The sequence below is a fragment of the Ramlibacter lithotrophicus genome (assembly GCF_012184415.1).
Taxonomy (GTDB): Bacteria; Pseudomonadota; Gammaproteobacteria; order Burkholderiales; family Burkholderiaceae_C; genus Ramlibacter; species Ramlibacter lithotrophicus.
The window spans coordinates 1-19,852 of sequence record NZ_VTOX01000010.1; the positions used below are offsets into that span (position 1 = coordinate 1).

The following is a 19,852-nucleotide window of genomic DNA, read 5'->3' on the forward strand; positions in this document are numbered from 1 at the left end:
CTGCGGTCTACAGGTTTGTAGCGGGGCATGGCATCGGCAGGGGCGGCGATGCCTGGTCAACGTTTAACTAGTCAGAAACGCTGACCGGCCGGCGAACCTCCGCGGGAGTTTTTGCACAGCCTCAACGTCGGAGTTGACCGGCACGCACCGGCAAGGCGCCCGCGAGACGTATGCTCCCGCGCACGGCTTGCGGCGCCTTGCCGGTGCGTGTCCGCGTCGAACGACCTGTTAGGCCGCATCGCCGCAGCGCCCTGCTACTGGATCTTGGACATCCTGCTTTCAAGAAAGGACAGCGACCGGCGATATAGGGCGAAGTCCGCAAGATCTGCGGCTTTGGCGTGAGCGTCGAATCGATCATTGATGATGTCGCAGTGCCGGATGAAGCTGTCTTTGTCGCCGAGGAGGCGGGAAAAGAGGGTCCACTCTTTAGCGACGAGCTTCGTCAGGTCCGTCCAGAGAAAGCGGCTGACAACATCTTCGGCGGAAAGATGCTTGAACGCCTCTCGCTGTGCCTCAGGCAGGATTGCGAGGGCTCGATCTTTGGCTTCGCTCGGCTTGCCAGCACTTAGCGCGCTGAAGCGCAGGAAGTTCAGTGCGATTTCACGTAGACGGCGCTCAAGAATGTTGCGCCTCATTCCAAGGGCTGCGAGTTCCTCCGCCCATTCTGTTAGCCCGTCGGTAGCCTCGCTGCCGTCCGATGTCACGTCGCTACTTTCGGGTATCACTGGAAGCACGCTCACAAGCGCTTCGAAGCCGCGCGTGATCATCGCTCCTGACAGTGAGTCATCTGAAGCAAGAACCCCGTAGCGCTTCAGAACTCGGCGCAGGGGCTCTGGAACATCCTTGGCCATACCGGCAGTGCATTTTCTCGTTGCATCAAGCAGTTGAGGATGAACGCGGAACAGGTGACGAAGCGCCACTTCCGAGATGGCCGCCCCCTCCTCCGTGACGAACGAGTCCAGCAAAGGAGACGTTCGGTCGACAGAGAGCGGGCACGGGCGTTCAGCTGTTGAGATGTGCCGGTGAATGTACGATGCGCACTTGCGAGCCCAATAGGGCATGTTCCCCGACGCCCTGGCAATCTGCGTTGCTGCGTTGTCATCAATCTGCAGTCCCGCTACTTTGCCCAGCCGCTTTATCATTGCGACCGTGGCACCTTCCGGCATTGGACTGAGATATTCCTCGGGCACAAACGCAAGCGCTGCGTTCTCGACGCCGTCAATGGACTCGACCGTGAACCAGTATGTCGAGACTCCGCCGACAAGAATGGACATGTGGTGCCCCTGTCTGGTGCACTCCTGATAGACGGCTCGCAAATTGCGCCAGAAGGGGTTGAACTCGCTCTTCCACGTGGGGTTGGTTGGGCTGCCTGGGGTGATGTAGTCGACCTCGTCGAACACAAGCACCAGCGGATGTTCGAGCTTGAGAAGAAGGCGTTGCAAACGTTCGCGGGCGGTTGCTAAGTCCGTTGCGGAGCTATTCGGAGCGAAGCTCGCGTATCGCGACTCAGTGTGTGCTGCAAACTCCGCGGAAGCGGCAAGAGAGTCGAGCAATTGGGTGCCAGTCAAGCTCCACACGTCATCTCTAGAGCAGTCAACCATCAAGGCGACGCATCTGTGGTGCGCGCTAATCTCGGCAAGCACCCGATTGATGATTGAGGTCTTTCCAACCTTTCTGATTCCGAGGCACGAGCGAATCTGCCCACGCTGGAGTTTGCGAGCGAGTTCAATGGCTTCGTCTCTGCGCCCGAAGAAGTTGGCGTCATCGGAAACCGGGCCGGTGATGTCGAATGGGTCGTGCGAGTAAAGTTCGAAGCAAAGTGCGCGCTCAAGGTCGGCGGACTTCTTGTAGTCCTCTGATCCGAGCAGCGGTAAGACGGACAGCCCTTGGTCTCGACCCCAGTTCTTTAGCTTGCCATTGCCCTCTGGATCTTGGTGCAGGACGATTGCAATGGTGTTCTCGTATCGGCCCGCTGACGTCTCGATCTCGCGTTTGATAAGTTTGATTGTTCGCTGTTGCTGGTCCTTGAAGTTCGAGGCAACGACGAGAATCTCGCGATCGACTCCCAGTGCGTTCTTCATCCGCTTTGTTGGCTTCGCGATAGCGCAACCGTAGGTTCCTTGATCGAAGTTCACGGTGTACCGGCCGGTGAGATCAAATAGCCCCGTTGCCGCCTTCTCGAACTTGTTGACAAGATCTTGAAGCGCCTTTTCGATTGACACGCGCTGTCTCCTCCTAGGATTTGTGGCTGGACGATTTTCGCAGACCTAAATTGTGCGGCCTAACTTGATATGGCCCGCGCCAGCACGGGATTGCACGGAAATGCATTCACCTGGAAAGCTCCTTCGGGTACGCCAAGTCCTTGACTTATAAGGCATTGTCGAGCCGCCGCCCAGCCCTTGTGCTCACGAAAACGGCGACGAAGCCCGTGTCCGTGCCGGATAGCACCGGAGCCGGGCCGTGCTACTGGTTTCCCGCGGCGGCGCAGGCCGTTGATTTGCCGCGCTTTTTTCTGCGGCCCCGGGCGCACCCTCACGCGAAAAACCCGCGCAAACCCGCGGCGGCAACCGCGCCCTCGCAGGCAAGCCGCCCCCTCACATCGACAGCGACCCCTCCCTGAACTCCGTCCGGTCCAGCCACACGTTCACCAGCACGGGCTTGCCCTTTGCCGCCACTTCCTTGGCTTCGGCCAGCGCCGGCTCCAGTTCCGCCATGGTCTTCACCACGATGCCATGCGCGCCGAAGCCGGCGGCGACCTGGTGGTAGTCGGTTCTCGCGAGCACGGTGCCGACGTCGTCCTTGAGCATCTTCACCTGCTCGCGGGCGATCTGGGTCCAGCCCGCGTCGTTGCCGACGACCGCGATCACGGGGATGCCGTGGCGCACGAAGGTGTCGAACTCGGCCAGGCCCCAGCCGCAGGCGCCGTCGCCGAAGACGATCCAGGTTTCGCCTTTCGGGCGCGCCAGCGCCGCGCCCAGCGCGAAGCCAGCGCCGACGCCCAGCGTGCCGAAGGCGCCCGGGTCCAGCCACGTCAGCGGCTTGCGCGGGTGCAGCACGTACGAACCCGTGGCCACGAAGTCGCCACCGTCGGCGACGAAGGTCGCGTTCTCGCCGGCCGCCAGCTCCAGGGCGCGGAAGAAGGCGACCGGGTTGACGTGCTCGCCGGCGATGGCCGCCTGGCGGTCGATCTCCTGTTCGCGCTGCGCGTCGCGCTGGCGCAGCGGCTCGGTCCAGTCGAGGCGGCTCGGCGCCGGCCTCGGCATCGCCTCAGCCAGGTCCTGCAGGAACAAGCCGGCGTCGCCCAGCGCCAGGATGTCCGGCTTGCGGTTCAGGCGCGCGTCGCGCGGGCTGCGGTTGGCGGCGATCAGCGTGGCGCTGCGCCGCACGTGCTTGCCATAGTCCAGGCGGAAGTCGCACGGCACGCCGGCCAGCAGCACGCAGTCGGCTTCGCGCAGCGCCTCGCGCCGCTGGTGCCGCATCTGCAGCGGATGGTCGCGCCCCAGCAGGCCGCGCGCCATGCCCGAGAGATACACCGGGATGCCCAACGTGCGCACCGCCTCGGCGATGGCCTGCGCGTGCGACGCGATCACCACCGCCTGGCTGCCGATCACCATCAGCGGCCGCCTGGCGTCCAGCAGCGCCTTCTGGCTCGCCGTCAGCGCCTTGCCCGCGGCGCGCGGCGCACTCACCTTCAGCACGCGGTGCGTCACCGGCTTGTCGCTGCCGGCAAACATCCTGCGCACGTGCCGGTTCAGGTACATGCGCAGCATGCGCTCGGCCACGCCGGTGCCCTTGCCAGCAGCGTCGGCGTACCACTGGCGGATCGACGCTTCCTCGTACAGGAGGTCGACCGGGCATTCGATGAACACGGGGCCGGGCACGTCCGACCGCGCCACCGAGAACGCCTCCTCCACGGCCGGCGCGAGCTCGCGCACCGAGGTGATCTTGCGAAACAGCTTCACGTGCGGCCCGACCAGCGCGCGCTGGTCGATGTCCTGCAGTGCGCCGCGGCCCTGCAGCGCCGTCGGCGCCGCGCCACCCAGCAGCACCAGCGGCGACTGCGCCAGCTGCGCGTTCTTCAGCGCCGTGATCGCGTTGGCGACGCCGGGCCCGGCCGTCACCGCCGCCACGCCGGGCGTGCCGGTCAGGCGCGCCGTGGCGTCGGCGGCAAAGACGGCCGTCGCCTCGTCGCGCACGTCGACGATGCGGATGCCGCGCGCCTTTGCGCCTGCGAGGATCGGCGCGATGTGGCCGCCGCACAAGGTGAAGAGCGAGCGCACGCCGTGCACGCGCAGCGCCTCTGCCACGCGGTCGCCGCCGTGGCGCATGATGGTGGTTACGGTCATCGGGTGAAGTGGTCCCAGTGTTGGTTCAGGCCCAGTGCACGGTGGTGCCGGTGGCATACCACTGGTCCACTGCGAATGCGACCGCGGACTCGATGCGGTTGCGGCGGATCTTCATCGTCGGCGTCAAAAAGCCGTTCTCGATCGACCACGGCTCGTTGGCGACGACGATCATCTTCAGCCGCTGGTGGGCCGGCAGCTCGCGGTTGACGTCCTCCAGCAGCCGCGCCAGCTTCTCCTGCACGTGCGAGCGCACCGCTTCGTCCTTCAGCCGCGGACGCAGGTCCTCGGCCAACACCACCATGGCGTACGCCGCCGCCTGGCCCATGCCGGAGACCAGCGACAGTTCGACCATCGGGTGCGTGTTGAGCAGGTTCTCGATCGGCGCCGGCGCCACGTACTCGCCCTTGGAGGTCTTGAAGATCTCCTTGACGCGGCCCGTCACCTTCAGCAGGCCCGACGCGTCGCGTTCCCCCTTGTCGCCGGTGCGGAAGAACCCGTCGGCGGTGAACGCCTGCGCATTGAGCTCCGGCTGCCGGTAGTAGCCGCTGAACTGGCCGGGCGACTTGATCAGGATCTCGCCGTCGTCGGCCAGCTTCACCTGCACGCCCGGCAGCGGCACGCCCACGAAGCCCGGCGCGTTGCGGTCCTTCGTCGAGCTGTGCGAGTACGCGAAGTCCTCGGTCATGCCGTAGCCTTCGAACAGGTTCAGCCCCAGCTTGCGGTACCACTGGATCAGTTCGGCCGGGATCGGCGCCGATCCGCTGGCCGCATGCCGCACCTTGTCCAGGCCCAGGCCCTTGAGCACCTTGCGGGCGACCAGCTTGCCGATGATCGGGATGCCGAGCAGGCGGTCGAGCTTTTCGGGCGGCATCTTCGCGAACACGCCTTGCTGGAACTTCAGCCACAGCCGCGGCACCGAGATGAAGGTGGTCGGCCGCGCGCGCTTGAGGTCTTCCAGGAAGGTGTCGACCGCCTCGGCAAAGAAGATGTGCGCCGAGCCGTCGTACAGCGAGGCGGCCAGGATCCAGGCGCGCTCGAAACTGTGCGCCAGCGGCAGGTAGGAGATCAGGCGCGTCTCCTTCTCCTCGCCGTAGGTCGCCTTGAGGTAACTCACCATGCCGTCCGCGGCGGCGCTGATCGAGCGGAACGGCAGCATCACGCCTTTCGGCTGCCCGGTGGAGCCCGACGTGTAGATGATCATCGCCAGGTCGTCCGGGTTGCGCTGGATGCGCCCCGGCAGCGGTTCGGTGCGGGCCACGATCTCGTCCCACTTGTCGAAGGGGTTCGCGGGCGCCAGCGGGAAGGCGATGCGCGGCAGGTCCCTGGATACGCCCGGTTCCTGCAGCGGCCAGGTGTCGAGCTTGCCCACGAAGAGCAGGCTCGCCTCGCTGTGCTCCAGCACGTAGCGCACGGTCTCCGCGGTCTCGGTCGGGAAGATCGCCACCGTGGTGCCGCCGGCCATCCAGATCGCCAGTTCAGCCATGAAGAAGTGCGCGCAGTTCTTCGACAGCATGGCGATGCGGTCGCCGGGCTGCAGGCCGCGGTCCTGCAGGTGGCGCGCCATGCGGCGGGCCTGGTCCATCATCTGCGCCCAGGTGTAGTCGATCACCTTGCCGCCGCCCACCGGCTGGGTGAGAAAGACCTGCCGCGCGCGCTGCGCCTCGTTGTCGTAGATCGCGTCCAGAATCGATCGCTCGCTCGTCATCCCTGTTCTCCCGTGCCGGGCCGCTGCCCGGCAACAGCGTAGGCAGGCAGCGGGATGGCGGGTACTGGTGGATTCCCGCGTCGCGCACGCGTCAAGGCACGGGAGCCCCGGCGCCGAACCAGCGGGCGACCAGCGTCCGCTCCGCGTCCGTCATCCCGGTCGCGTTGTTCATCGGCATCAGTTTCGTCACCACCACCTGCTGGTGGACCTGCGCCGCATGCTGCTTCGCCAAGGCGGGCGAATCGAGGCGCACGTTCTTCATCTGCAGCTGCTCGCCGTGGCACTGGTAGCAGCGCTGCGCCAGCACCGGCTGCACCTGCGCATAGCCCACCGGACCACCGGCGGCCGGCACGGCAACCGCCGGCGCCGGCCGCAACCAGACCACCACGGCGGCGATCAGCACCACGCCGGCCACGGCATACGGCAGCGGATGGCGGTTGCGCCCCAGTTTCCAGCCGTGGCGCAGGACGAAGAACTGGCGGATGGCGGCGCCGGCCACCATCATCAGGATCAGCACCAGCCAGTTGCGCGGGTGGCTCCAGGTGAAGCTGTAGTGATTGCTGATCATGGAGAACAGCACCGGCAGCGTGAAATAGGTGTTGTGCACGCTGCGCTGCTTGCCGCGCACGCCGTGGATCGGGTCGGGCGGCTGGCCGGCCTTGATCGCCGCCACCACCTTCTTCTGGCCGGGAATGATCCAGAAGAAGACGTTGGCGCTCATCGCGGTGGCGATCATCGCGCCCACCAGCAGGAAGGCGGCACGCCCGGCGAACCAGTGGCAGGCCAGCCACGACGCCGCGCACACCAGCAGCAGCACGAGGCCGCCGACGATGGCATCGCCGTTGCGTCGCTGCCCGAACACCCGACAGATCGCGTCGTACGCCAGCCAGAAGACGACCAGGAAGGACAGCGCCGCGACGACCGCCGCCGCAGGCGACCAGTCCATCAGGGACTTGTCGACCAGGTAGGTGCCGGCGTGCCACAGGTAGGAGACCGTGAACAGGGCGAAGCCGGTGAGCCAGGTCGAATAGGCCTCCCAGAAGAACCAGTGCAGGTGGTCGGGAAGCTTCGGTGGGGCGACGTTGAACTTGACGGGGTGGTAGAAGCCGCCGCCGTGCACCGCCCACAGTTCGCCGCTGGCGCCCTGGCGCTTCAGGTCCTCGTCCACCGGCGGCGTGAGGCTGGAATCAAGGAAGACGAAATAGAACGACGAGCCGATCCAGGCGATCGCGGTGATGACGTGGGCCCACCGCAGCAGCAGGTTGGCCCAGTCGAGGAGATAACTTTCCATGGGCCCCGAGTGTGCCGTGTCGTCGCGGGCTCAGGGCGCGCGGCGCTGCAGCAGTTGCGCCGCGACGCTGGCGGCAATCACCGCCGGCTCCTTGCCGGCAATGCCCGGCAGCCCGATCGGGCAGGTCACCTGCGCCAGCTCGGGTTCGCCGAAGCCGCGCTCGGCCAGTCGGTGGCGGAAGGTCGCCCACTTCGTGCTGCTGCCGATCAGGCCGATGAAGGCCAGGTCCCCGCGCTGGCGCTGGCGCGCGAGGCAGGCCGCGACCACGTCCAGGTCCTCGGCATGGCTGAAGCTCATGATCAGCACGCTGGCGGTGGCCGGCAACCCGGCGACCGCGGCCTGCACGGGGTCGGAGTGTTCGCAGCGCACGTCGGCCGGGGTCTCGGCGGGAAAGATCTCGTCGCGACTGTCGATCCAGGTCAGATCGAACGGCAACGGCGCCAGCGCGGCGACGATCGCGCGACCCACGTGGCCGCCGCCGAACAGCGCCACCGGCGACAGGCGTGGCGCGAGCCGCTGCCGCAGGCGCGCGGCATCGCCGGCCGACACCGGCTCGAAGCGCAGGTGCACCACCCCGCCGCAGCACTGGCCCAGGCTGGGCCCCAGCGCGTAGCGCCGCACCGGCTCCCCGGCCTCGCCGCGCAGCCGCCGGCGCGCTTCCTCGATGGCGCTGAATTCGACGTGGCCGCCGCCGATGGTGCCGACGACGTCGCGGGCGAAGACGCCCATCCAGGCGCCCGCTTCGCGCGGCACCGAGCCCTGCGTCGCTTCGACGGTGACGAGCACGGCCGGCTCGCCCGCCAGCCGGGTTGTGAACGAAGTGGTGTCGGAGCCGGAATCCACTGCGTCAATGCGCAACAATCCCGTCGCGCCGGTAACGGCGGTCGGCGAAATTGAAGAGTTCGCGTTCAATCATGGTCTGCGCGCGTGCGCGAGGGGATCCGGAGAGAAATCATGAAGCAATTGTGGAAGCAGCGCTGGGCGCAGGCCGGCAGCCTGGCCGGCTGCATCGCGGCCTTGGTCGCGGGGTGCGCGGCACCGCCGGCCCCGCCCAAGGTGCCCGCCCCTGGCGAGCCCGCGCCCGAAGCGGGGCCCGCGGCCACCGCCCCGGCCGTGGCGCCACCGGTCGCCCGCCATTCCAACGCGTCCAATCCCCGCGCCTACCGCGCCGACGCCGCCAGCCACCTGTACGGCCTGAACCAGGACCGCATCTGGAAAGGCCGGCTGCCGCCCCTGCTGTACGCCATCGGCGTGCTGCAGGTGGAAGTCGACGGCCGCGGCCAGGTGCGCAACCTGAACTGGATGCGCGCGCCCAAGCACGCGCCGGAAGTGATCGCCGAGATCGAGCGCACGGTGCGTGCCGCCGCGCCGTTCCCCGCGCCCGCGCGCATGGGCAAGGTGGTCTATACCGACACGTGGCTGTGGCACAAGAGCGGACAGTTCCAGCTCGACACGCTGACCGAGGGCCAGGACTGAGGTTACGACCCGCGGTACGTGCTGTAGCTCCACGGGCTCACCAGCAGCGGCACGTGGTAGTGCTGGTCCGGTTGCGCCACCCCGAAGTCGATGCTCACCTGGTCCAGGAAATTGGGATCCGGCAGCGCCACGCCGCGCCGCCTGAAATAGCCCGCCACGTCGAACACCAGCCGGTAGGTGCCGCGCTGCAAGGCGGCGTCGGCGACCAGCGGACCGTCCGGACTGCGGCCGTCCTGGTTCAGCTCGAGGCGTTTGACGAGCGTCGCCGCGCCGCCGGCGGTGGTGTAGAGCGCGACGCCCATGCCGGCGGCCGGACAGCCGTGCATGGTGTCGAGGACGTGGGTTGAGAGGCCCATCAGGCTTTCCTTTGCAGCGGTTCGCGCGGGTGGAGGCTGGAATTTGCCATAACATTGCCGCCTCCACGCGCCGCACCCGCAGCCGTCCGGGCCGCCGTCCCGCACATCCAGCCGATGACTCCCGACTCCGCCACGCCTTATCCCCGCGACCTTGCCGGCTACGGTCGCCGACCGCCGCAGGCGCAATGGCCAGGCCAGGCCCGCATCGCCGTGCAGTTCGTCCTCAACTACGAGGAAGGCGGCGAGAACTCGGTGCTGCACGGCGACGCCGGGTCCGAGCAGTTCCTCTCCGAGATGTTCAATCCGCCGGCGTACGCCGCGCGCCACCTCTCCATGGAGAGCATCTACGAATACGGTTCGCGCGTCGGCGTCTGGCGCATCCTGCGCGAATTCGAGCGGCGCGGGCTGCCGCTGACGGTGTTCGGCGTCGGCATGGCGCTGCAGCGGCATCCCGAAGCCGCCGCCGCTTTCAGGGAACTGGGTCACGAGATCGCCTGCCACGGCTGGCGCTGGATCTCCTACCAGCAGGTGGACGAAGCGACCGAACGCGAGCACATGCGCCTGGCGATGGAGGCGATCGAGCGCCTGACCGGCGAGCGGCCGCTGGGCTGGTACACCGGGCGCGACAGCCCCAACACCCGGCGGCTGGTGGCCGACTGGGGCGGCTTCGAATACGACAGCGACTCCTACGCCGACGACCTGCCTTTCTGGACCCGGGTGCGCAAGACCGACGGCAGCGTGGTGCCGCACCTGGTGGTGCCATACACGCTCGATGCCAACGACATGCGCTTCGCGCTGCCCCAGGGCTTCGCGCAAGCCGAGGACTTCTTCGTCTACCTGCGCGACAGCTTCGATGCGCTGTATGCCGAAGGGGCCGAGACACCACGCATGATGAGCATCGGCATGCACTGCCGCCTGCTCGGGCGCCCCGGGCGCATCGTCGCGCTGCAGCGCTTCCTGGACCATGTGCAGCGGCACGAGCACGTGTGGATCTGCCGCCGCATCGACATCGCGCGCCACTGGAAGCGCACCCATCCCTTCGCCGCTTGAATCCCATGCCACTGACCTTGCAACAACTCAACGCCGCCGGCGGCGACGAAGCCGTCCGCCTGCTGGACGGCATCTACGAACACTCGCCATGGATCGCCGAGGCGGCGCTTGCCCACCGCCCGTTCCGTTCGCTGGCGCACCTCAAGTGCGTGATGGCGCACGTGGTCAAGGAGGCCGGCGCCGACGAGCAACTCGCCCTGGTGCGCGCTCACCCGGAGCTCGCCGGCAAGGCGCTGGTGGCGCGGGCCCTCACCCCGGAATCCACGGGCGAGCAGCACCAGGCGGGGCTGGCCACCTGCACCCCGGACGAGTACGCGCGACTGCAGCAGCTCAACGCCGACTACACCGCCAAGTTCGGCTTTCCGTTCATCCTGGCGGTGCGCGGACCGCGCGGCGCAGGCCTCTCGCGCCGCGAGATCATCGCCACCTTCGAGCGCCGGCTGGACAACCCGTCGGACGTCGAACTCGCCGAGGCGCTGCGCAACGTGCACCGCATCGCGGAGCTGCGCCTGAACGACAGGTTCGGCGTCGACCCGGTGCTGGGCAACATGGTGTGGGACCAGCTGGAGCAGCTCGCGCAGCACAGCGACCCGGGCTTCAAGGAACAGGGCCAGCTCACGGTGACCTACCTCACCGACGCCCACCGGCAGGTGGCGGCGCGCATCACGCAGCACATGCGCGAGAGCGGCTTCGACGAGGTGGGCATGGACGCCGTGGGCAACGTCGTCGGCGTCTACCACGGCAGCGGCGACGGGGAGCGGCGGCGCGTGCTGACGGGAAGCCACTACGACACGGTGCGCAACGGCGGCAAGTACGACGGCCGGCTGGGCATCTTCACGCCCATGGCCTGCGTGCGCGAGCTCTCGCGGCAAGGGCGCCGCCTGCCGTTCGACATCGAGGTGGTGGCGTTCGCCGAGGAGGAAGGCCAGCGCTATCACGCGACCTTCCTCGGCTCCGGCGCGCTGATCGGCAGTTTCGATGCGGCCTGGCTGGACCAGAAGGATGCCGACGGCATCACCATGCGCGAGGCGATGCGCAACGCCGGCCTGCCCGCCACCCTGGACGCGATCGCCGCGCTGCGCCGCGACCCGAAGCGCTACCTCGGATTCCTGGAAGTGCACATCGAGCAGGGTCCGGTGCTCACCGAGCGCGACCTGCCGCTGGGCGTGGTCACCTCCATCAACGGCGGCGTGCGCCTGCGCTGCGAAATCGTCGGCATGGCCAGCCACGCCGGCACCACGCCGATGGACCGGCGCCGCGACGCGGCTGCCGCCTTTGCCGAACTGGCGCTGTACGTCGAGCGGCGCGCCCGCCAGGACGGCGACTCGGTCGGCACCATCGGCATGCTCGAGGTGCCCGGCGGCTCGATCAACGTGGTGCCCGGCCGCTGCGTCTTCACGCTGGACCTGCGGGCACCCAACGATGCGCAGCGCGACGCGATGGTCAGGGACGTGCTGGCCGAGCTGGCCGCGATCTGCGAGCGGCGCGGCGTGCGCCACACGCTGGAACAGACGATGCAGGTCGCCGCCGCGCCCAGCGCGCCGGCCTGGCAGGTGCACTGGGAACAGGCGGTGGCCGACCTCGGCGTGCCGGTGTTCCGCATGCCCAGCGGGGCCGGCCACGACGCGATGAAGCTGCACCAGGTGATGCCGCAGGCGATGCTGTTCGTGCGCGGCCAGAACCTGGGCATCAGCCACAACCCGCTGGAGACCACGACCAGCGACGACATCCAGCTCGGGATCGAGGCCTACCTGCGTCTGCTGGAGCAACTGGCGGCGAAGGCGACGGCATGACCGGCCACGAGCGGCTCGACGCGTGGATCGACGCGCACTTCGACGAGGAGGTGCGCTTCCTGCAGGAACTGGTGCGGGTGCCCACCGACACGCCGCCGGGTGACAACGCGCCGCACGCCGAACGCACCGCGCAATTGCTGGCCGGCTTCGGCCTGCAGGCGGAGCAGCATCCGGTGCCGGCACAGGATGTGCGCGCGGCGGGCATGGCGTCGATCACCAACCTGATCGTGCGCCGCCGCTGGGGCGACGGACCCACCATCGCGCTGAACGCCCACGGCGACGTGGTGCCGCCGGGCGAGGGCTGGACCCACGATCCGTACGGCGGCGAGATCGAGGACGGCCGCATCCATGGCCGCGCCGCCGCCGTCAGCAAGAGCGACTTCGCGACCTACACCTTCGCGCTGCGGGCGCTGGAAGCGCTGGGCGCGCCGCTGAAAGGTGGGGTCGAACTGCATTTCACGTACGACGAGGAGTTCGGCGGCGAGCTGGGTCCCGGCTGGCTGCTGCGCCAGGGGCTGACCCGGCCCGACCTCCTGATCGCGGCCGGCTTCAGCTACGAAGTGATCACGGCCCACAACGGCTGCCTGCAGCTGGAGGTGACGGTGCACGGCAGGATGGCGCATGCCGCCATTCCGCACACCGGCGTCGACGCGCTGCAAGGCGCCGTGAAGATCCTGCAGGCGCTGTATGCCTGCAACGAGCGCTACCGGCAGGTCAGGTCCTCGGTGGCAGGCATCACCCACCCGTACCTGAACGTCGGCCGCATCGAAGGCGGCACCAACACCAACGTCGTGCCGGGCAAGGTGGTCTTCAAGCTCGACCGCCGGATGATCCCGGAGGAGGACCCGGTGCAGGTCGAGGCCGAAGTGCGCGACGAGATCGAGCGGGCCGCAGCCGCGGTTCCGGGCATCAGCGTGGAGATCCGCCGGCTGCTGCTGGCGAATTCGATGAAGCCGCTGCCCGGCAACCAGCCGCTGGTCGAGGCGATCCAGCGCCATGGCCGCGCGCTGTTCGGCCAGGACATTCCCGCGATGGGCACGCCGCTGTACACCGACGTGCGGCTGTACGCGCAGGCCGGCATCCCCGGAGTCATCTACGGCGCCGGCCCGCGCACGGTGCTGGAGTCGAACGCCAAGCGCGCCGACGAGCGGCTGGAGCTGGAAGACCTGCGCCGGGCGACGAAGGTGGTCGCGCGGACGGTGTACGACCTGCTCGCCTGACCGGCGTTGCCTGCGCGGTCTGCTCCCCGCCTTCTAACGAGTCATCAGCACCGGCCCGCCCTTGGCCAACGCCCGCTGGTAGGCGGGGCGCGCATGCATCCGGTCGCGGTAGGCCGTGAGCCGCGGCAGGCTGGCGGCGCCCTCGCTGCGCGCCAGCGCTGCCTCCACGGCGAAGCTCATCTGGAAGTCCGCCAGGCCCGGCCGCTCGCCCGCGAACCACTCGTGCCGCGCCAGGTGCTGCTCCATGAACTGCACCGCGCCGGCGACGTTGGGGTCGATCAGCTTCTTCTGCACCTGGGCGCACAGCTGGCGCGCGACCGGGCGCACGAAGAAGGGCATGGGCTGGGTCGGTATCGTCATGAACACCAGCTTCATCACCAGCCAGTTCATCAGCGAACCTTCGGCGAAGTGCATCCAGTAGCGCTCCCGCAGCCAGTGCTGGCCGCCCACCGGCGGCTGCAGCATCAGTTCCGGCGGCGCGTGCGCGGCGTAGGTGGCCGCGAGGTATTCCAGGATCGCGCCCGATTCCGCCACGGTGACGTCGCCGTCGGTGACGACCGGGGACTTGCCCAGCGGATGGATGCGCCGCAGCGCCGGATCCGCGAGCCGCGTCTTCGGGTCGCGCGGGTAGCGCCGGATCTCGTACGGGGTGCCGAGCTCCTCCAGCAGCCACAGCACGCGGTGCGAGCGGGAAGTTTCCAGGTGGTGGACGGTAAGCATCGTGCGGCGCCGGTGGCGCGAGTGGGGGGCGGCCATTGTAGGCTCCGGCAACTTTCCGGGACCGCGATCCTTTACATCTAAAGATTTCGCATAATACTGACCTCATCCGTGGAGCCGGACTTGTGTCTGGCGGGCACCAGAACAACAATCCGCGGCAGAAGGGACTCCCATGCGCATCCTGTTGCCCCTGCTGGGGCTTTTCCTGTTGCTCGCGGGCTGCGGCCGCGCCCCGGCCGGCGCGCCCGCGGCCGCGCCGGCAGCGCCGCTGCTGATCGCCGCGGAAGACGTGATCACCCTGAAGGTCGCGCCGCTGGCGTCCGGTCCGTTGATCACCGGCTCGATCCAGCCGGATCGCAGGGCCGACCTGCGCGCCGAAGTGTCCTCGGTGGTGCTGGCGGTGCTCAAGGAAAACGGCCAGCCCGTGCGCCGCGGCGAGGTGCTGGTGCGCCTGGACGACACCTCGATCCGCGACGCCCTGCTGTCGGCGCAGGAGGCCGAGCGCGCGGCGGCCCAGGCGTTCGAGCAGGCCGGCCGGCAGTTCCAGCGGCTGCAGACCTTGCGCGCCTCCGGCATGGCCTCGGCGCAGGCCCTGGAGGACGCCGAGATCCGCCGCAACAGCACGCAGAGCGACCTGTCGGCGGCGAAGGCGCGCGTGGTGCAGGCGCGCCAGCAATTGCAGCGCACCGAGGCGCGCGCGCCGTTCGATGGCATCGTCGGCGAGCGCAAGGTGTCGGCCGGCGACACGGCGCAGGTCGGCAAGGAACTGCTCAAGGTGATCGACCCGCGCAGCCTGCGGTTCGAGGGGCTGGTCTCGTCGGACGCGGTGCAGGCTATCCGCCCCGGACAGGCGGTGAATTTCCGCGTGAACGGCTACGGCCGGCAGGAATTCGCCGGGCGCGTGCGGCTGGTGAGCCCCACCGCCAACGCGGCGACGCGGCAGGTGGAAGTGCTGGTGGACATCACCGGCGACGCCTCGCCGCGCCTGGCCGGGCTCTATGCGGAAGGCCGGGTCGAGTCCGCGAGCGCCCAGGCGCTGCTGGTCCCGGCCTCGGCGATCGTCCGCGAAGGCGACCGCGCGTTCGCCTGGCGGCTGGACGGCAAGGCGCTGCGCAAGGTAGCGGTGACGCTGGGCGAGCGCGACCCGCGGCGCGGCGACCACGTGGTGCGCGCCGGCCTGGCCGAGGGCGACCGCCTGCTGCGCCATCCGATGGGCAGCTTGCGCGACGGCCAGGCCGTCGAGGAAGCCGCACCCGCTGCCTCCGCCGCCGCGAGCCAGCCTCCGGCGAAGCCCTGACCATGTTCCTTTCCGACTTCAGCATCAAGCGCCCGGTCGCCACGGTGGTGATCATCCTCGGCCTGATGGGCCTGGGCCTGCTCGCGCTCACCAAGCTGCGCGTCAACGAGATTCCCGACGTCGACCAGCCGGTGCTGGCGATCGAGATCCCCTACCCGGGTGCGTCGCCGGAGACCGTGGAGCGCGAGATCATCAACCGGATCGAGAAGCCGCTGCAAAGCATCTCGGGCGTGTACGAAATCCGCTCCACGGCCAAGGACAGCAGCGCGGCTATCGTGATCGTGTTCACCTTCCGCAAGAACCTGGTGGAAGCGGCCGACGAGGTGCGCGGCGCGATCAGCACCGTGCGCTACAAGCTGCCGGTGGAAATGCGCGAGCCGGTGATCCGCCGGCGCGATCCGGGCGCCTACCCGATCATGGACCTCGCGCTGTCGTCCACCTCGCAGGGCCACGCCGAGATCTCGCGGCTGGCCGAGGACGTGCTGGCCGACAAGTTCCGCGGCGTCGACGGCGTGTCGCAGGTCACGGTGACGGGTGCGCTCAAGCGCGAGCTGAGCGTGCTGCTGCGCGCCGACCGGCTGCGCCAGTACAACGTGTCGGTCGCCGAAGTGGTGGCCGCGGTGCGCAGCCAGAACACGACGGCACCGGTGGGTCGCATCGTCGGGCCGCTGCACGACCAGAACATCCGGCTGGTCGGCCGGATCGAAGCGCCGGCCGATTTCGCGCAGATCATCGTCAGGCGCAGCGGCGACGAGGTCGTGCGCCTTGGCCAGCTCGCCGGCACCGCCGACGGGTTCGCGGAGCTGCAGAGCTTCAGCGTGCGCAACGCGCATCCCAACGTCTCGCTGGCTGTGACCAAGGCGCGCGAGGCGAGCACCGTGAGCGTCGCGGAGCGCGTGCGCAAGCTGGTGGCCGAGGTCAACACCACGCTGCCGCCCGGCACGAAACTGGAGATCACGCGCGACGGCGGGCTGGACGCCAAGGCCAACCTGGACAACGTGATCCACGCCCTGACGCTGGGGGCGGCGCTGACGATCTTCGTCGTCTACGTGTTCCTCAACTCCTGGCGCTCGACACTCATCACGGCGCTGAGCCTGCCGACGTCGGCGATCACGGCCTTCATCGCGGTGTGGCTGTGCGGCTTCACGCTGAACCTGATGACGCTGCTGGGTCTGTCGCTGGCGATCGGGGTGCTGATCGACGACGCCATCGTGGTGCGCGAGAACATCGTCCGCCACCTGGAGGCCGGCGCGGACCGGATCACGGCAGCGAGCAAGGGCACCGCGGAGATCGGCCTGGCCGTGGCGGCCACCACCTTCTCGATCGTGGCGATCTTCATCCCGGTCGCCTTCATGCCGGACGTGGCCGGCGAGTGGTTCCGGCCATTCGCGCTGACGGTGGCCTGTTCGGTGCTGGTGAGCTTGTACATCTCCTTCACGCTCGACCCGATGCTGTCGGCGTACTGGGGCGACCCGGCGGGCCACCATGGCCGCGAGCGCAAGGGGCTGAGCCACCTGCTCCAGCGCTTCAATGCCTGGTTCGACCACCAGGCGGACCGCTACGGCTCCGTGATCGCGTGGGCCTTGCACCACCGCCGCTGGATGGCGCTGGCCGCGGTGGGCAGCCTGGCCGGCGCCATCGCGCTGCACCACTTCTTCGGCGGCTCGAGCTTCCTGCCCAAGCAGGACGCCGGCATGGTGGCGATCGAGGTGCGCACGCCCTCCTCCGCCAGCCTGGCGTACAGCCGCCTGAAGATCGAGAAGGCGGCGGAGCTGGCGCGCACGCTGCCGGAGACCAAGGCCACCAACAGCCTGGTCAATCCCGGCGGCGGCCGCGTCTACGTCGACCTGGGCAAGAGCACCGAGCGGCGGCGCTCGGCCAGCGAGATCGCGGTGGAACTGCGCGGGCTCATGGCGCGGCTGGTCGGCGCCGAATACGTGGTGCTGGACGACCTGAACAACGGCGCGCGCAAGCCGGTGCAGATCCAGTTCTACGGGCTCGAGGCGCGCAAGCTGCTCGCGATCACCAACGAATACATGGATCGGTTGCGCAAGGTGCCCGGCGCCGTCGACGTCGGCTTGTCGGAGCAGGCGCCCAAGGAGGAACTGCAGATCGAATTGCATCGCGGCCTGGCCAGCGCGCTGGGCATCTCGGTCAACGACACCGCGCAGGCGCTGCGCGTCGCGTTCGCCGGCGTGGAGGTGGGCGACTGGGTCGACCCCACGGGCGAGGCGCGCGACGTCGCGGTGCGGCTGCATCCCGACGACCGGGTGGACGCCGGCAACATCGAGCGGCTGCCGATCGCGGTGGGCGGCGCCGGCATGGTGGTGCCGCTGAGCCAGGTGGCGACGGTGACGATGGGCGAAGGGCCGGCGCAGATCCAGCACCTGGGCGGCAAGCGGATGATCGCCGTGTCGGCCAACGCGCAGGGCCGCTCCTCGGGCGAGGTGACGGCCGATGCCCTGAAGCTCGCGAAGCAGATGGAGTTCCCGCCCGGCTACGGCGTGGAGCTGGGCGGCGCCGGCAAGGACCAGAAGGAAGTGTTCGGCGCCATGACCACGGCGCTGGTGATGGGCGTGCTGCTGATGTACCTGATCCTGGTGGTGCAGTTCGGCTCGTTCACCGCGCCCATGGCGGTGATGCTGTCGCTGCCCCTGAGCCTGATCGGCGTCGTGCTGGCGCTGCTGGTGACCGGCGGCACGCTCAACCTCATGAGCTTCATCGGCGTGATCATGCTGATGGGGCTGGTGGCCAAGAACGCGATCCTGCTGCTGGACGCCGCCCGCAGGCGCGAGGCGCAAGGCATGGACCGCGAGGCAGCGCTGATGGAGGCCGGCCGGGCGCGGCTGCGGCCGATCCTGATGACGACCTTCGCCCTGATCGCCGGCATGGTGCCGGTGGCGGTGGGGCTGGGCGAAGGCGGCGAGTTCTACCGGCCGCTGGCCATCGCCATCATCGGCGGCACGATCACGGCGACGCTGCTCACGCTGCTGGTGGTGCCGGCGTTCTACGACAGCATCGAGATCGCGCGCGACCGCATGTTCGCGAAGTTCCGGCGGCGGATGGCCACGGGCAATCCGATCGTGGCATTCATGCAGACCGCCGCCGAAGCCGTGCTGGCGCTGACGATGGTGCGCGGGCTGTACCGCGCCCTGACAGGGGCCGGTCAGAGATCCGGCCAGCGGTCGGCCCAGGGCCAGGCGGCTTCGTAGGCTTCGCCGAGGTCCAGCAGTTCGTCGTCGGCGCCGTGCGCGCCGATCAGCTGCAGGCCGATCGGCAAGCCTTCGGACGAAGGGTCGCAAGGCAGCGCCAGCGCCGGCAGGCCGGCGGCATTCACCCAGCCGGTGTAGACGGCGTGGCCGCGCGGTCCGGCGGCGCGGCCGGCGATGAATTCGGGGTACGCGAGCTCCGCGCGCCACGGCAGTGCCGCCGCGGCCGGCATCAGCACGATGTCGTGGCGCTCGAACAGCGAGGCCGCGTCGCGCCTGAGCCGGGCTACCAGGCGGCCGATGCCTTCCACGCGCCCCGCCGGCACGCTGCGGCCGCGCGCGGCCATCTCGCGGTATTTCTCCGAGGCTTCCCGCTCCCACTCGGGATGGTCCTCGAACAGCCGCGCCAGCCCGGCCTCCGCGACGCACGGCCACTCCTGCTCCAGGAACGCCACGTCGAGGGGCAGTGGACCGCTGTCCACGCGGTGGCCCAGCGCCTCGATGCGCGCCGCCGCGGCAGCGACGCTGGCGGCAACCTGCGGATCGAGCGGCGCATCGCCGAGCCGCTCCACGTACAGGATGCGGCGAGGCACGAAGCGGCGCGGCGCAGCGGGCGCGGGTGCCACAACCAGCGGGCAGCGATCGACCGGCTCCGGACCGCGGATCGCGTCGAACAGCAGCCGGGTGCCGGCGACGGTGCGGGCGATCGGCCCGATCACCTCGAAATCGAGCAGCAGGCTGGGCAGCGTGCCATGGCGTGGCACGGCGCCGAGCGACGGCTTCAGGCCCACCAGCCCGGTGTGCGACGCCGGCCGGCGGATCGAGCCGCCGCCGTCCTGGCCCACCGCGAGCGGCGCGATCCCGGCGGCGACGGCGGCGACCGCACCTCCGCTGGAGCCGCCCGGCGTGAGCGCGAGGTTCCAGGGATTGCGCGTCGTGCCGAACAAGGAATTGGCGGTGTAGCCCTCCAGCGCGAACTCGGGCACGTTGGTCTTGCCCAGCACCAGGGCGCCGCCGGCGCGGGCGCGCACCACCGCCAGTTCCTCGCCCGCGCCGCGAAAGCCGCGCAGCGCCGGCGAGCCCCAGGTCGTGGGCAGGTCACAGGCGAACAGGCTGTCCTTGACGGTGAGCGGCACGCCATCGAGCGCGGAGAGCGGCTCCCCGCGGGCGTGGCGCCGGGTGGACGCCTGCGCCTCGGCGAGGAACTGCTCGTCGCGGCGGGCCACGACGGCATTGAGCCGCGGGTTGACGGCATCGAGGCGGGCGAGGCACGCCTGCGCCACCGCCGCCGGCGTGAGCTCGCCGACGCGGAAACGCCGCACCATCTCCACGGCGTCGAGCTGCCACACGCTGCCGTCCTTCATGCACCGATTGTTCCACGGCCCGCGGCCG

The 19,852-nt window shown here is 69.2% G+C and carries 14 protein-coding genes; 6 read left to right on the forward strand and 8 right to left on the reverse strand.

The window, feature by feature from the left end; translation table 11 throughout:
• Positions 1–254: 254 nt before the first annotated feature.
• From RAMLITH_RS21075 to xdhC, 5 genes are all read right to left on the reverse strand, one after another.
• Complete coding sequence (locus RAMLITH_RS21075) at positions 255–2,222, reverse strand: AAA family ATPase (protein WP_168109426.1); 1,968 nt, start codon at positions 2,220–2,222, stop codon at positions 255–257.
• A gap of 372 nt (positions 2,223–2,594) precedes the next feature.
• The gene (locus tag RAMLITH_RS21080; RefSeq protein ID WP_202883309.1) at positions 2,595–4,346 is read right to left on the reverse strand and encodes a thiamine pyrophosphate-binding protein; all 1,752 of its coding nucleotides are present in this window, start codon (positions 4,344–4,346) and stop codon (positions 2,595–2,597) included.
• A 25-nt stretch (positions 4,347–4,371) separates the two neighbouring features.
• On the reverse strand, positions 4,372–6,051 hold the full coding sequence (locus tag RAMLITH_RS21085) for an AMP-binding protein (RefSeq protein ID WP_168109427.1): 1,680 nt from the start codon (positions 6,049–6,051) through the stop codon (positions 4,372–4,374).
• Between the two features lie 91 nt (positions 6,052–6,142).
• On the reverse strand, positions 6,143–7,342 hold the full coding sequence (locus tag RAMLITH_RS21090) for a urate hydroxylase PuuD (RefSeq protein ID WP_168109428.1): 1,200 nt from the start codon (positions 7,340–7,342) through the stop codon (positions 6,143–6,145).
• 30 nt (positions 7,343–7,372) lie between these two features.
• Positions 7,373–8,185 carry a xanthine dehydrogenase accessory protein XdhC gene (gene xdhC / locus RAMLITH_RS21095; RefSeq protein WP_181017806.1) on the reverse strand — a complete coding sequence of 271 codons (813 nt, stop codon included), beginning with the start codon at positions 8,183–8,185 and terminating at the stop codon, positions 7,373–7,375.
• Positions 8,186–8,296: 111 nt separating this feature from the next.
• On the opposite strand from xdhC, the gene RAMLITH_RS21100 reads away from it, so the two are divergent.
• Positions 8,297–8,818, forward strand: a complete 522-nt coding sequence (locus RAMLITH_RS21100) for a hypothetical protein (RefSeq protein ID WP_168109429.1) — start codon at positions 8,297–8,299, stop codon at positions 8,816–8,818.
• Positions 8,819–8,820: 2 nt separating this feature from the next.
• Here the strand turns inward: RAMLITH_RS21100 and uraH are convergent, their stop codons facing one another.
• Positions 8,821–9,174 carry a hydroxyisourate hydrolase gene (gene uraH, locus RAMLITH_RS21105; RefSeq protein WP_168109430.1) on the reverse strand — a complete coding sequence of 118 codons (354 nt, stop codon included), beginning with the start codon at positions 9,172–9,174 and terminating at the stop codon, positions 8,821–8,823.
• A 114-nt stretch (positions 9,175–9,288) separates the two neighbouring features.
• Here uraH and puuE point away from each other — a divergent pair, with 114 nt between their 5' ends.
• The 3 genes from puuE to RAMLITH_RS21120 are packed head-to-tail and all read left to right on the forward strand — an operon-like array spanning position 9,289 to position 13,237.
• Entirely contained in the window at positions 9,289–10,224 is a 936-nt protein-coding gene (gene puuE / locus RAMLITH_RS21110; protein ID WP_168109431.1) for an allantoinase PuuE, read from the forward strand.
• A 5-nt stretch (positions 10,225–10,229) separates the two neighbouring features.
• Complete coding sequence (uraD, locus tag RAMLITH_RS21115; RefSeq protein WP_168109432.1) at positions 10,230–12,017, forward strand: 2-oxo-4-hydroxy-4-carboxy-5-ureidoimidazoline decarboxylase; 1,788 nt, start codon at positions 10,230–10,232, stop codon at positions 12,015–12,017.
• A complete protein-coding gene (locus RAMLITH_RS21120) occupies positions 12,014–13,237 on the forward strand; it encodes a M20 family metallopeptidase (RefSeq protein ID WP_168109433.1) in 1,224 nt (407 codons plus the stop codon). Before uraD ends, RAMLITH_RS21120 begins: the two co-directional genes overlap by 4 nt.
• Positions 13,238–13,270: 33 nt before the next feature.
• Here RAMLITH_RS21120 and RAMLITH_RS21125 read toward each other — a convergent pair whose 3' ends face one another.
• Positions 13,271–13,957, reverse strand: coding sequence for a glutathione S-transferase family protein (locus RAMLITH_RS21125; protein WP_168109624.1), 687 nt, complete (start codon positions 13,955–13,957; stop codon positions 13,271–13,273).
• Between the two features lie 169 nt (positions 13,958–14,126).
• Here RAMLITH_RS21125 and RAMLITH_RS21130 point away from each other — a divergent pair, with 169 nt between their 5' ends.
• Both RAMLITH_RS21130 and RAMLITH_RS21135 read left to right on the forward strand, forming a co-directional pair.
• On the forward strand, positions 14,127–15,251 hold the full coding sequence (locus RAMLITH_RS21130) for an efflux RND transporter periplasmic adaptor subunit (protein WP_168109434.1): 1,125 nt from the start codon (positions 14,127–14,129) through the stop codon (positions 15,249–15,251).
• Between the two features lie 2 nt (positions 15,252–15,253).
• Positions 15,254–18,463: an efflux RND transporter permease subunit gene (locus RAMLITH_RS21135; protein WP_168109435.1), complete on the forward strand. Its 3,210-nt coding sequence runs from the start codon at positions 15,254–15,256 to the stop codon at positions 18,461–18,463.
• On the opposite strand, the gene RAMLITH_RS21140 is transcribed toward RAMLITH_RS21135, so the two are convergent.
• Positions 18,418–19,824, reverse strand: a complete 1,407-nt coding sequence (locus RAMLITH_RS21140) for an amidase (protein WP_168109436.1) — start codon at positions 19,822–19,824, stop codon at positions 18,418–18,420. The two genes, RAMLITH_RS21135 and RAMLITH_RS21140, sit on opposite strands and share 46 nt — an antisense overlap.
• Positions 19,825–19,852: the final 28 nt, after the last annotated feature.

What these genes read in the sequence shown, in the direction of transcription:
- RAMLITH_RS21080 (WP_202883309.1), bottom strand. Translation starts at nt 4,346, where the DNA reads ATGACCGTAACCACCATCATGCGCCACGGCGGCGACCGCGTGGCAGAG.
- RAMLITH_RS21085 (WP_168109427.1), bottom strand. Translation starts at nt 6,051, where the DNA reads ATGACGAGCGAGCGATCGATTCTGGACGCGATCTACGACAACGAGGCG.
- RAMLITH_RS21090 (WP_168109428.1), bottom strand. Translation starts at nt 7,342, where the DNA reads ATGGAAAGTTATCTCCTCGACTGGGCCAACCTGCTGCTGCGGTGGGCC.
- RAMLITH_RS21100 (WP_168109429.1), top strand. Translation starts at nt 8,297, where the DNA reads ATGAAGCAATTGTGGAAGCAGCGCTGGGCGCAGGCCGGCAGCCTGGCC.
- uraH (WP_168109430.1), bottom strand. Translation starts at nt 9,174, where the DNA reads ATGGGCCTCTCAACCCACGTCCTCGACACCATGCACGGCTGTCCGGCC.
- puuE (WP_168109431.1), top strand. Translation starts at nt 9,289, where the DNA reads ATGACTCCCGACTCCGCCACGCCTTATCCCCGCGACCTTGCCGGCTAC.
- uraD (WP_168109432.1), top strand. Translation starts at nt 10,230, where the DNA reads ATGCCACTGACCTTGCAACAACTCAACGCCGCCGGCGGCGACGAAGCC.
- RAMLITH_RS21120 (WP_168109433.1), top strand. Translation starts at nt 12,014, where the DNA reads ATGACCGGCCACGAGCGGCTCGACGCGTGGATCGACGCGCACTTCGAC.
- RAMLITH_RS21125 (WP_168109624.1), bottom strand. Translation starts at nt 13,957, where the DNA reads ATGCTTACCGTCCACCACCTGGAAACTTCCCGCTCGCACCGCGTGCTG.
- RAMLITH_RS21130 (WP_168109434.1), top strand. Translation starts at nt 14,127, where the DNA reads ATGCGCATCCTGTTGCCCCTGCTGGGGCTTTTCCTGTTGCTCGCGGGC.
- RAMLITH_RS21135 (WP_168109435.1), top strand. Translation starts at nt 15,254, where the DNA reads ATGTTCCTTTCCGACTTCAGCATCAAGCGCCCGGTCGCCACGGTGGTG.
- RAMLITH_RS21140 (WP_168109436.1), bottom strand. Translation starts at nt 19,824, where the DNA reads ATGAAGGACGGCAGCGTGTGGCAGCTCGACGCCGTGGAGATGGTGCGG.